10 protein-coding genes are annotated in these 11,674 nt (G+C 62.7%); 9 read left to right on the top strand and 1 reads right to left on the bottom strand.

Going from position 1 to position 11,674, the window contains the following annotated elements; all coding sequences use genetic code 11:
• The first annotated feature begins 67 nt into the window (after positions 1-67).
• Positions 68-760, top strand: a complete 693-nt coding sequence (locus tag HU230_RS23595; protein ID WP_234600282.1) for a GntR family transcriptional regulator — start codon at positions 68-70, stop codon at positions 758-760.
• 139 nt (positions 761-899) lie between these two features.
• On the opposite strand, the gene HU230_RS23590 is transcribed toward HU230_RS23595, so the two are convergent.
• Positions 900-2,087 carry a diaminopropionate ammonia-lyase gene (locus HU230_RS23590; RefSeq protein ID WP_176534903.1) on the bottom strand — a complete coding sequence of 396 codons (1,188 nt, stop codon included), beginning with the start codon at positions 2,085-2,087 and terminating at the stop codon, positions 900-902.
• Positions 2,088-2,343: 256 nt separating this feature from the next.
• Here HU230_RS23590 and HU230_RS23585 point away from each other — a divergent pair, with 256 nt between their 5' ends.
• The 8 genes from HU230_RS23585 to HU230_RS23550 all read left to right on the top strand — a co-directional run bounded on the left by HU230_RS23585 (position 2,344) and on the right by HU230_RS23550 (position 11,593).
• Complete coding sequence (locus tag HU230_RS23585; protein ID WP_173638209.1) at positions 2,344-3,120, top strand: LamB/YcsF family protein; 777 nt, start codon at positions 2,344-2,346, stop codon at positions 3,118-3,120.
• A gap of 21 nt (positions 3,121-3,141) precedes the next feature.
• A complete protein-coding gene (gene npdG, locus HU230_RS23580) occupies positions 3,142-3,801 on the top strand; it encodes an NADPH-dependent F420 reductase (protein ID WP_176529634.1) in 660 nt (219 codons plus the stop codon).
• 3 nt (positions 3,802-3,804) lie between these two features.
• On the top strand, positions 3,805-4,578 hold the full coding sequence (cofE, locus tag HU230_RS23575; RefSeq protein WP_176529635.1) for a coenzyme F420-0:L-glutamate ligase: 774 nt from the start codon (positions 3,805-3,807) through the stop codon (positions 4,576-4,578).
• Positions 4,575-5,513, top strand: coding sequence for a 2-phospho-L-lactate transferase (cofD, locus tag HU230_RS23570; RefSeq protein WP_176529636.1), 939 nt, complete (start codon positions 4,575-4,577; stop codon positions 5,511-5,513). The genes cofE and cofD overlap by 4 nt, the downstream gene beginning before the upstream one ends.
• 8 nt (positions 5,514-5,521) lie before the next feature.
• Entirely contained in the window at positions 5,522-6,214 is a 693-nt protein-coding gene (cofC, locus tag HU230_RS23565) for a 2-phospho-L-lactate guanylyltransferase (RefSeq protein WP_176529637.1), read from the top strand.
• Entirely contained in the window at positions 6,214-8,619 is a 2,406-nt protein-coding gene (gene cofH, locus HU230_RS23560) for a 5-amino-6-(D-ribitylamino)uracil--L-tyrosine 4-hydroxyphenyl transferase CofH (protein ID WP_176529638.1), read from the top strand. Before cofC ends, cofH begins: the two co-directional genes overlap by 1 nt.
• Before the next feature lie 333 nt (positions 8,620-8,952).
• Positions 8,953-10,152, top strand: a complete 1,200-nt coding sequence (locus tag HU230_RS23555) for a pyridoxal-phosphate dependent enzyme (RefSeq protein WP_224924549.1) — start codon at positions 8,953-8,955, stop codon at positions 10,150-10,152.
• Positions 10,153-10,429: 277 nt separating this feature from the next.
• Entirely contained in the window at positions 10,430-11,593 is a 1,164-nt protein-coding gene (locus HU230_RS23550) for an ABC transporter substrate-binding protein (RefSeq protein ID WP_176529640.1), read from the top strand.
• Positions 11,594-11,674 lie beyond the last annotated feature (81 nt).

The following is an 11,674-nucleotide window of genomic DNA, read 5'->3' as shown; positions in this document are numbered from 1 at the left end:
CATGAATAAGGTAGTCCCAAATTACGAGCGCAGCCGGGTTCCCCTCTACGTGCAGGTTGCGTCGGTCATGCGTCAACGGGTCGAGTCCGGGCGATGGCAAGAGGGCGACAAGATCTCGACCATCGAGGAGCTCGAAACCGAATTCGGCGTCGCGCGTGTTACGATCCGGCAGGCGATCGAGATGTTGCGGAACGAGGGGCTCCTCGACGCGCAGCAGGGACGCGGGACGTTCGTGTCCGGAAGACCCAGGAATCGTCACTGGCTGAACCTGGCCAATGATTTCGAGTCGATGGTCGATTCCGTCAGGAACAACGTCCTCAAGCGCGTCTATGTCGAGGAAAATGCGGATCCGCCCCGGCTCGCCGCGCATGAAGGCCGGCCCGCCGCCAGCTACGCGTTTCTCAGAAGCGTGCAATACAACGAGGATGAGCCGTTTTCGGTCGTCAACCTCCATCTGGCGCGCAACCTCTACCTCAAGGACCGCAAGCGCTTCACCCACACGGCCGCGCTGACGAAAATCATGGAGATGGACGACATAACGCTCGCCCATGCTCATCAGGTTGTGACGATCGGCGTGGCCGATCCCGAAACGGCCGAACTGCTCAAGATCGGCCTCGGCGAACCAACCGCCGATTGTCGCCTGGTGCTGGTCGACAGCAACGACATCGCCGTCTATGTCGCCAACATCCACTATCATCGCAGTTGCTTCGCGCTCCGCTCCGATCTTCTTGAAAAATCGAAGAAGCGAACGAAGGCCTGACGAAGGAGCGGGCGCAAGGCCCGCTCCGCGGCCGCGCTGGAGCGTTTTCGAGCGAAGTGGCCACCGGTTCGCGTGAAGAAAACGCGTCGAAACAAGAATCTAGAGCTTCGGTTCTGATGTAATCAGAACCGAAAATGCTCTAGGCGAGGATGTTGGCCGGCGAAGCGCCCACGATTTCCGTGTAGCGCTTCTGGTCGGTCGCACCTTCAGTGTTGATCAGCAGGACGCGCGACGCCTGGTTCAAGCCCAGCGATTCACGCGCGGCGCTGCTCTTGGCGGCGCGCCAAAGGCCGGCCAATCCAGCTGCGCCACTTTCGCCGGCCACAATGGCTGGATCATCGCCTGTCGGGTGCGCGAGGCGGCGCATCGCTGCCGCAGCACCTTCTTCGCCGACCATCATGAATGCGTCCGCCTTCCGCGACAGGATGCGCCAGGCAACCAGAGAAGGCTCGTAGCATTCCAGCATCGCCATGATCGTCGGCTCGCCATGGGCGATCTTGATCGGCGCGCCCGCAATGGCGCTTTGATAGAGGCACGCAGCCCGTTCGGGTTCGACGACCACGAATGTCGGCCGGCTCTTGCCAAAGACGACATCAAAGTAACCGGCGACCGCGGCCGCGAGGCCGCCGACGCCGGCCTGGATGAAGACGTGGGTGGGCGCCTCCGGCTGCTGCCGGAGGATCTCGTTCAGCATCGCCGTATAGCCCTGCATGACCAGTCCGGGGATGCGCTCATAGCCGGGCCAGGATGTATCCGAGACGACGATCCAATCATTGTCCTGGCAGACCTTGTCGGCGACCGCGACGGAGTCGTCGTAGGTGCCGGGCACCCGCACGATTTCCGCGCCGAAGCGGGCAATCGCCTGCACGCGCTCATCCGTGACCCCGGAATGCACGAAGATAACCGCCTTGGCTCCGACCATCTGCGCGCCGGCCGCGACCGATCGCCCATGATTTCCGTCGGTGGCGCATCCGACCGTCAGGCTGCGCGCGATCTCGCGTATCGCAGGCGTCCCGACCTCGCTGATATCCACCGCGCGGCCCAGCTTGTTGCTGGCATGCTCCAGCAGTAGCCTGACGACGGCGTAGGATCCGCCCAGAGCCTTGAAGCTGCCGAGGCCGAGCCGATGCGATTCGTCCTTGATATGGATGGACTTCACCTCGAATTCGCGGGCGAGCGCCGGCAGCGATCGCAGCGGCGTTTCCGCGTGGTTCGGTCGGAAGGCGAGAAAGCGCTCGACTTCGCTCGCTTCTTCACGCGCCAGCGTGGCGGCATCCGCCGGGTCGAGCGATTGGTCGTGAGATGAACTTGTATTCGACAGGAACATTCGAACCGGCCTTCGCGATGAGTTGTTTGGTGGGAGCCGCCGCCGCTGATCGAACGCGTTGTCATCGGGCAGCGTAGCTTGCCAGGATTGGAGATACATACTATCATTGGGATGATGGTTCAATACGGATCTCGTGAGACAGCCGCCTGCTGTCGTCGCTCCAAAACGGTATTTCGGAAAACCGGGAAAAATTTCTTGCGAAAGGGATTGTCGTACTAATGATAGGACATTATGGCTCAAGCAGACGAGGTGACGGATGACCATATCGATCAACTTGAACGCCGACATGGCCGAAGGGTTCGGCGCCTACGACGTCGGTGACGATGCCGGAATCCTCAAGATCATCGGATCGGCCAATATCGCCTGCGGCTTTCACGCCGGTGACCCGCGGGTGATGCGCAACGTCGTGCGCGAAGCCAAGCGCCTCGGCGTCACGATCGGTGCCCATCCCGGTTTCAACGATCTCTGGGGCTTCGGGCGCAGGCGCATCGATATGCGGCCCGACGACCTCGAGTACATGGTCGCCTACCAGATTGGCGCGCTGCAGGCGATGGCGGCCTACGAAGGCGAGCGGGTCACCCACCTCAAGCCGCACGGCGCGCTCAACAACATGGCCGCCGAAGACGCCGAATACGCGCTCGCCATCGGCCGCGCCATCAAGGCCGTCGATCCGCGCATCATCTATGTGGCTCTTGCGGGGTCCGAGATGGAGAAGGCCGGCCGCAAGCTCGGACTTCCCGTCGCGATCGAAGGCTTCTGCGATCGCCAGTACGATGACGACGGCAATCTGACATCGCGCAAGATCGCGGGCTCGGTCATCAAGGATGCGGCGGTCGCCACCCGGCAGGTGCTCGACATGGTGTTGAACAACACCATCACCTCCCGCAACGGCAAGAAGATCAAATGCAAGGTCCACTCGCTGTGCGTCCATGGCGACGAGCCCACCGGCGTCGCCACGGCCCGTGCGGTGCGGGAGGGCCTCGAGAAGGCCGGCGTCAAGCTCGTGCCGCTCACCGAAATGCCCCTCGACTAATCCCGGAAAGGCCACCGAGACATGAACACGAAACCAACGATTGCCATCCTTGGAGGAACCGGTGACTTGGGATCCGGCCTCGCGAAATGCTGGCTTGCGGCCGGTTACAAAGTCATTCTCGGTTCACGCTCCGCGGAGAAGGCCAAGAGCGTGGCCCAGACCATGACCGGCGACGTCGCGGGCGACGACAATTCCGCCGCCGCCCGGGCTGCCGACATCGTGGTCGTTGCCGTGCCGTTCGCGAGCCATGACGCGACGCTGAACGAAGTCAAGGACATGGTTCAAGGCAAGATCGTCGTGGATGCCGCGGTCCCGCTGGTGCCGCCGAAAGTGTCTGTCGTGCAGCTTCCGTCCGCCGGTTCGGCCGCGCAGATCGCGCAGCAGTTGCTCGGACCCGGCGTGCGGGTCGTCTCCGCCTTCCACAATGTGGGCGCGACCAAGCTGCACCAGGGCAGCCGGGCGGATTGCGACGTTCTGGTCTTTGGCGACGACAAGGCGTCGCGCGATGTCGTCATCGATCTCGCGAATGAAGTTGCATCCGCAGGCATCGACGGCGGCGTGCTGGCGAACTCGGCGGCGGCCGAGGCGCTGACATCCGTGCTGATCGGGATCAATCGGCGCTACAAGGTGCCGGGCGCCGGCATCCGCATCACCGGCCTGTCCGCTGGCCCGGGTACCTGATCCATGCCTGTGGGGACGCGAGTCGAATACATCGCCCTGCAGGACATTCGGCGCGTTGAGCCGGGCGAGGATCTTGCCGCGCTCATCGGCCAGAGCCTGGCCGGGATGTCTCTCGAGCTGCAGCGGGGCGACATCCTCGTCATTGCGCAGAAAATCGTCTCGAAATCGGAAGGGCGGTACGTTCGCCTGAGCGACGCCGAGCCTTCCCCGGCGGCGCTCGAACTCGCGGCGACGGTCGGCAAGGATCCGCGCTTCCTCGAGGTCGTGCTGCGCGAATCCACCGAAGTCGTCAAGACGCGGCCGAACGTCGTCATCGCCGCGCACCGGCTCGGCTTCGTCATGGCCAACGCCGGCATCGATCAATCGAACATCGAGCACTGTGAAGGCGAAGAGCGTGTCCTGCTGCTGCCCGAAGATCCCGACGGATCAGCGCAGAGGCTGAAGGTCGCGCTGGACGCCGCCGGCGACCTCAATCTTGGCATCATCATCAACGACAGTTTTGGCCGTCCCTGGCGCAATGGTGTCGTCGGCGTGGCGATCGGCGCCGCCGGCATTCCCTCGCTGTTGAGCCAGATCGGCGTCCCCGACATGTTCGGCCGGGCCATGCGCGTCACTGAAATCGCCATCGCCGACGAGATCGCCGGCGCGGCGTCGCTCCTGATGGGGCAAGCGGGCGAGGGGATGCCGATCATCCTCGTCCGTGGTCTCACGTTTGATGGAGCGGTCTCACCCGCGGCCGCGCTCGCGCGACCCAAGAGCCAGGACATGTTCCGATGAGTGGCGCTGACCTCAACGTTGTTGCGCTTTGCGGCGGAGTCGGAGGCGCCAAGCTTGCCTATGGCCTCAATCGCCTGCTGGGCGCCAAGCTCGCCGTCATCGTCAACACGGGCGACGACTTCGAGCATCTCGGTCTCACGATCTCGCCGGACATCGACACGGTCGTTTATACGCTGGGCGAGCTTGCCGACGAAGAGCGTGGCTGGGGGCGAGCCGGCGAAAGCTGGAATTTCATGGAGGCGCTCGGCGGCCTGAAGGGCGAGACATGGTTTCGTTTGGGAGACCGCGATCTTGCCATGCACGTCCTGCGCTCGCGCGCGCTGAGCGCCGGCGTGACCTTGACCGATTTCACGGGCAGGATTGCATCGCATCTCGGCATTGAGGCGAGCATCCTGCCGATGACCGACGATCCGTTTGCGACGATCGTCGTGACGGCCGATCAGAAGCTCGCGTTTCAACGCTATTTCGTCGATCTGCAGGCGCGGCCCGAAGTGCGGAAGATCGAATTCCAGAGCCCCAGCGGTGGAACGGCGACCAGCGCCGCATTGCGGGCCATCGGCGTTGCCGATGCTGTCATTGTCTGTCCGTCGAACCCGTATCTCAGCATCGATCCGATCCTGGCTGTACCCGGTATCCGGGCAGCCTTGGACGCGGCGAAGGCTCCCATCGTTGCAATCTCGCCGCTGGTCGGCGGCCGCGCCATCAAGGGGCCGACCGCAAAGATCATGAACGAGCTTGGCGTCGCGACCAACTGCGCCTCGATTGTCAGGCACTATGGCTTTCTCGATGGTCTGGTGATGGATCGCGAAGACCAGGCCGCCGCCGATGCGATCGGCATTCCCGTGCATGTGACGAACACGATCATGCACTCGAAGGATGAGCGCGTTGAGCTGGCACGGCAGTGTCTCGGATTTCTTGATCGACTAAACGGCTGAGCGAAGCGATGGACGATTCGGAAACCTGGGCCCTGGTGCCTGTCAAACGGTTCAGTCAAGCAAAGAGCAGGCTGGGCGACATCCTGGTGGCGACCGAGCGCGCAAAACTGGCGCAAGCCATGCTGTGCGATGTTCTCGGAAACCTGCGGGATACGCGCTCGCTGGCCGGCATCGCCGTGGTGAGCGCCGATCCGGAAGCCTTTGCGATCGCCAAGCGCTTCGGCGCGGCCATGATCTTCGACGAGGTCGAGACCGGCGTTAATGCCGCGGTACAGCGTGGCCTCGATGCGTTGCAACCGTACGGGCGGCGGGTTCTTGTCGTGCCCGCCGATATTCCGTTCGCCCGGCCGGAGGACTTCGAACACGTCATCCGGTTACTGGACCACACGCCGATCGTGCTCGTACCCGCGCTTTACGACGGTGGCACAAATGCTCTGGCGATGCGATCGCCCGACATGCTGGAGCCTCGATTTGGCGAAGACAGCTTTCGCGCGCACCGCGCCCTGGCGCGGCAGCGGCAATTGAGCTGCAGCGTGTTCAAGTCGCATGGCATCGGCAAGGACATCGACTGCCCAATCGATTTTGGTCCATATCTGATCTCGTCGCAAAACCTCGGAACGACAGGTTCGTTTCTTGATGAGCTCAGAATTGCCGAGCGCTTCGGCATCGACGACCATCCCGTTCCCGTGAGGCTGTTCTGATGACGTCCGTCTTAAATCTCCCGTTCGACCGTCGCCTGTGCCGAAGCGAAGCCTACGAGCTGATAGATCTTGCTGACATCGACCAACTCCTGACGGTAGCCGCCAGGCGAAGGGATGCCGCGCATGGCGACGTCATCACCTATTCGCCGAAGGTGTTCATCCCGCTTACCCAGCTTTGCCGCGATGTCTGTCACTACTGCACGTTCGCCCACGCGCCGCGTTCGAACGTCAAGCCGTATCTCTCGATCGAGGAAGCGGTCTCCATCGCCAGGGCCGGCAGGGAGGCCGGCTGTCATGAGGCGCTGTTTACGCTCGGCGACAAGCCCGAGCTTCGCTACCGCGTCGCGCGTGAGGAGCTGACAAGGCTCGGCCACGAATCCTCGCTCTCGTATCTCGCCGAAGTCGCCGGGGCTGTGTTCGAGCAAACTGGCCTGCTCCCTCACGTCAATCCCGGGATCATGAGCCAGCTCGACCTGGCCATGCTGCGCAAGGTATCGGTCTCGCAGGGGATCATGCTGGAGTCCGCGTCCGATCGGCTTTGCGCGAAGGGCGGCCCCCACTTCGGATCGCCGGACAAGGTGCCCGCCGTCAGGCTTCAGACGATCAAGACTGCCGGTGAGCAGGCCATTCCGTTCACATCCGGAATCCTGATCGGCATCGGGGAGACCAGGGCCGAACGGATCGATGCATTGCTCGCGCTGCGGGACCTGAACGATGCGCATGGGCATCTGCAGGAGATCATCGTCCAGAACTTCCGGCCGAAGGTTGGGACGCGCATGGCCAATGCGCCGGCGCCATCCGTGGACGATCATCTCTGGACCATTGCTGTCGCCCGCCTGATATTCGAGCCGGAGATGAACATTCAGGCGCCGCCGAACCTCAGTCCGGCCGCCCTGGGGCGCGTCGTTGCGGCAGGGATCAACGATTGGGGCGGCGTGTCGCCTGTCACGCCGGACCACGTCAATCCCGAAGCACCGTGGCCGCATCTGCGGCTCCTGGAGGCTGCAACGCGGTCAACCGGCAAGCGGCTCGAGAAGCGGCTGCCGATCTATCCGAGCTTCGCACGCTATCCCTCGCGCTGGCTCGACAACAGGCTGCTGAAGTCGGTCCTCGATCGCATCGATGGGGACGGATTTCCGCGCACCGACGACTGGCACCCCGGCCACATCGGCGGGCTTCCATCGCGCGAACTCGGATGGTTGAAATCCGCTCCGCGCACCGCACACGGCAGCGAGGTCACATCCGTCATTGCCAAGGCCCAGCGCGGCGATGAGCTTTCGGAGGGCGAGATCGTCAGGCTGTTCCGCGCTCACGAGCGCGACTTTACCAGCATTTGCCGGTCGGCCGACGAATTGCGGAGCAGCGTCAACGGCGACGTGGTGTCCTACGTCGTATGCCGCAATATCAACTACACCAACATCTGTTCCTTCAAATGCCAGTTCTGCGCCTTCTCGAAGGGCAAGATGAGCGAGAATCTGCGCGGGCGGCCCTACGACCTCGAAATGTCGGAAGTCGCGCAGCGGGTCACCGAGGCCTGGGACCGTGGCGCCTCCGAAGTGTGCATGCAGGGCGGCATCCATCCTTCCTATACGGGGCAGAAGTACCTGGATGTTTGTCGGGCCGTGAAGGGCGCCGTCCCGTCCATGCACCTCCATGCGTTCTCGCCGCTCGAGATCCATCAAGGCGCGCACACGCTTGGCATTTCGGTTGCCGAATTCTTGCAGGAGCTGAAAGCGGCCGGCTTGGGCACCCTGCCCGGAACGGCCGCCGAGATCCTCGACGACGAGGTGCGCGAGACGCTCTGCGCCGACAAGATCAGGACCCAGCAGTGGCTCGACGTCATGCGCACGGCGCACTCGATCGGGCTCCGATCGACGGCCACCATCATGTTCGGCCATATCGAGCGGTACGACCATTGGGCGCGGCATCTGCTCCGGCTGCGGCGCTTGCAGGCGGAGACCGGCGGATTTACCGAACTCGTGCCGCTGCCGTTCGTTCACATGGAAGCGCCGGTCTATCTCAAGGGCCGGGCACGACCGGGCCCGACATTCCGCGAGGCGGTCCTGATGCATGCGGTGTCGCGCCTCGTCCTCAACCCGCACATCACCAATATCCAGGCGTCCTGGGTCAAGATGGGACCAGAGGGGCTGCGGCACTGCCTTTCGGCCGGTGTCAACGACCTCGGCGGTACGCTGATGGATGAGAGCATCTCGCGGTCGGCCGGCGCCTCGCACGGCCAGGAAATGACGCCGCAGGCGCTCGAATCGATCATCATTTCGGCAGGCCGTGTGCCGCGTCAGCGCACGACGACGTATGGCGTCGCGGATGACGTTCGGAGGCAGCGTTCATTTGACGCGGTCCATGAGCGGCAGACCAGCACGGGCATGCGATCCGCGGGGTGCTAAAGGACCCGGGCGAGGCCGTGAGATTAACAGGGATGATTGGAAATGGCGTTTGTAATCGAGCCGAATGTCGTCGACCGGAAAGGCTGGCGGCAAGCCGCGGCGCAAGCGCGCAAACTTAACCTGAAGCTGCCGACCTTCTCGCAGCTCGCGCACCCGCCGCTTCCGTCAGCCAGGGTGTGGGAGGACATTGCGGCGGTCGGGCCGGATGAGCCGAGCGCCGCGAACCTCTGGCGCATGCACTGGTACAATGCGGAAGACCGCAGGGGCAGGGACCTGGTGCCGGGCCATATCGTGCTGCCAAAGGAGATCTCCGGCGTCGATGCCAAGATCATCGTGTTGCTCGGCGATCGCTTTCCGATGATCGGCGCGCACAAGGTCCTGCCGGCCTATGCCGCCTTGATCGAGCAGCTCGTGACGGGGCGCTTCGATCCATCCAAACAGAAGGCTGTCTGGCCCTCCACCGGCAATTATTGTCGCGGCGGCGTCGCCGTTTCGCGGATCCTCGGCTGTCGCGGCGTTGCCGTCTTACCAGAAGGGATGAGTCGCGAGCGCTTCGAATGGCTCGAGAAGTGGGTGACGGACCCGGGCGATATCATCCGGACACCCGGCACCGAGAGCAACGTCAAGGAGATCTACGACAAGTGCGCGGAGCTCAGTCGGGACGACAGCAACGTCATTCTCAACCAGTTCTCGTCGTTCTCAAACTATCTCATCCACTATGAGTGCACGGGGCGCGCGGCGGAAGATGCCTTCAAGGCGTTCAATCAAGACGATAACCACGAATTGGCGGCCTTCGTTTCGGCAACCGGATCGTCGGGGACGATCGCCGCCGGTGATTTTCTCAAGAGGCGCTGGGGCTCAAAGGTCGTAGCGGTCGAGGCGCTCGAATGCCCGACGATGCTCAACAATGGCTATGGCGAGCACAACATTCAGGGGATCGGCGACAAGCACATTCCGCTCATTCACAATGTCATGAACCTCGACTTCGTCGTCGGGGTCTCGGACCGAACCACGGACCAGCTCAACCTGCTGTTCGGCACGAGAGCGGGCCGGGATTATCTCGAGACGCGCCGCGGTCTCGAACCCGCGCTGGTGCGCGCCTTTGACCATATCGGCATCTCCGGGCTCGCCAACATCATCGCCTCGATCAAGCTGGCCAGGCAGATGAACTACGGGCCCGAGAAGGCCATTGTCACCGTGGCGACGGACAGCGCTTCCATGTATGGCAGTGAACGCAGGCAGTTCGAAGAGAGCCACTACGCGCGTGGCCTTGATCAGGTGAACGCCGCCGAAATCTTCGGCGCCTGCCTGCTCGGCGCCGCCTCCGACAATGTCGTTGAGCTGACGGAGCATTCGCGCCGCGCCGTCTTCAACCTCGGCTACTACACCTGGGTCGAGCAGCAGGGGGTTTCAGTCGCCGATTTTGAGCGGCGCCGTTCGCAGTCCTTCTGGAGCAAAATTCAGGACAGCCTGGGCGAATGGGATCAACTCACCATCGAGTTCAACAAGGAAGCGAATTTGGCGAACGCTTGATCGGCACGCGCGGCATCGTGTCCGTCGAAGGAGTTTCGAAATTGGTCTAGGCGAAAGCAATCGCGCAAATGATGAGCGGCTGCGTCAAATGAGGGCACTGCGAAAACAAAAATAGAGCAGGGCGCCTGCTTGACGACGGATTAGAAGTATCTTTAAGATACTAAGAATAGGATGATAGGATCATCCTGGCGGTGACGAATGGCCGGCACCCATAAGCTGGCGCGCTGCACTGGTGTTTCGTTCCCTAGGCACGGCTCATGCGAGCACAGGAGGAAAGATGAAGCGAGCACACGGATTGATTACGGGCGCGGCCCTCGCCGCGGCGATGTCGACCGCACTGGCGACGGGCGCAGCGGCGCAGACCATCAAGATCGGTGTCAATGAGCCACTCACCGGTCCGTTCGCCGCTTCCGGTACCTATGTCGTGAACGGCGCAAAGATTGCCGCCGACGAAATCAATGCCAAGGGCGGCTTGCTCGGTCGCAAGATCGAGCTGGTCATCGAGGACAACAAGAGCAATCCGACGGAGGCCGCGGCCGTCGCCGAGAAGTTGATCACCGGCGACAAGGTGCCCGTGATCATGGGCGCCTGGGGCTCGAGCCTGACGCTCGCGGTGATGCCGAAGCTCATGGAATACAAGGTCCCGATGGTGGTGGAGACTTCCTCCTCGAGCAAGATCACGACGTCGGGCAATTCCTACATCTTCCGCATCTCGCCGCCGTCGTCGGTCGAGGCGACCGAGTTCAAGTCTATCATGCCGTCGCTCGGCATCAAGAAGGCCGACTTCCTCGTCATCAACAATGACTGGGGCCGTGGATCAGCCGAGGACTTCGGCAAGATCATGAAGGCCCAGAACATTCAGGTCGGTCTCGTGGAGATCATGGATCAGGCCGCACAGGACATGAGCGCGCAGCTTGCCAAGATCAAGGCAACCGACTCGGACACGATCATGGTCACGACCGCGGTCGAGCAGCTCACCCTGGTGTTGAAGCAGGCCGCAGCGCTCGGCATCACCAAGCGCATCGTCACCACCGGTGGTTCGCAGAATCCGGATCAGCTGATCGAGCAGGCCGGCGCCGCAGCGAACGGCTCCATGCATCTGACGACCTTCGCGCCCTGGTATCCGGACAAGACCCCGGATCCGGCAGCAACCAAGTATTTCCTCGGCGAGTGGAAAAAGCGTGGCTATGCGATCGCTGGCGCGACCGAGAGCTTCCGCGGCTACGACGGAATTCGCACGATCGCCAATGCGATTCAGCGGGCCGGCAAGGCAGAGCCCGCGGCGATCACCGATGCGCTTTGGACGACCGACTTTCCCGGCCTGAATGGTCAGATCAAGTTCCAGAAGCAAGGGCCGACCGGCAAGGAAAGCGGCCAGAGCATGCCCAACCTCTATCTGATCAAGATCGAGAACGAAAAGATCATCCTGTCGGGCTCCTGAGCTCGACGATCGCGGAAGGCGCCACCATATTTGGTGGCGCCTTGGCATTGCCTCGCCCATAAACATGCTCTGAAGAGAGGA

The sequence above is a fragment of the Bradyrhizobium quebecense genome, assembly GCF_013373795.3.
Classification (GTDB): domain Bacteria; phylum Pseudomonadota; class Alphaproteobacteria; order Rhizobiales; family Xanthobacteraceae; genus Bradyrhizobium; species Bradyrhizobium quebecense.
This window is presented reverse-complemented; position numbering and strand designations above follow the sequence as displayed.

What these genes read in the sequence shown, in the direction of transcription:
- HU230_RS23550 (WP_176529640.1), top strand. Translation starts at nt 10,430, where the DNA reads ATGAAGCGAGCACACGGATTGATTACGGGCGCGGCCCTCGCCGCGGCG.
- npdG (WP_176529634.1), top strand. Translation starts at nt 3,142, where the DNA reads ATGAACACGAAACCAACGATTGCCATCCTTGGAGGAACCGGTGACTTG.
- cofD (WP_176529636.1), top strand. Translation starts at nt 4,575, where the DNA reads ATGAGTGGCGCTGACCTCAACGTTGTTGCGCTTTGCGGCGGAGTCGGA.
- cofH (WP_176529638.1), top strand. Translation starts at nt 6,214, where the DNA reads ATGACGTCCGTCTTAAATCTCCCGTTCGACCGTCGCCTGTGCCGAAGC.
- cofC (WP_176529637.1), top strand. Translation starts at nt 5,522, where the DNA reads ATGGACGATTCGGAAACCTGGGCCCTGGTGCCTGTCAAACGGTTCAGT.
- HU230_RS23590 (WP_176534903.1), bottom strand. Translation starts at nt 2,087, where the DNA reads ATGTTCCTGTCGAATACAAGTTCATCTCACGACCAATCGCTCGACCCG.
- HU230_RS23595 (WP_234600282.1), top strand. Translation starts at nt 68, where the DNA reads ATGCGTCAACGGGTCGAGTCCGGGCGATGGCAAGAGGGCGACAAGATC.
- cofE (WP_176529635.1), top strand. Translation starts at nt 3,805, where the DNA reads ATGCCTGTGGGGACGCGAGTCGAATACATCGCCCTGCAGGACATTCGG.
- HU230_RS23585 (WP_173638209.1), top strand. Translation starts at nt 2,344, where the DNA reads ATGACCATATCGATCAACTTGAACGCCGACATGGCCGAAGGGTTCGGC.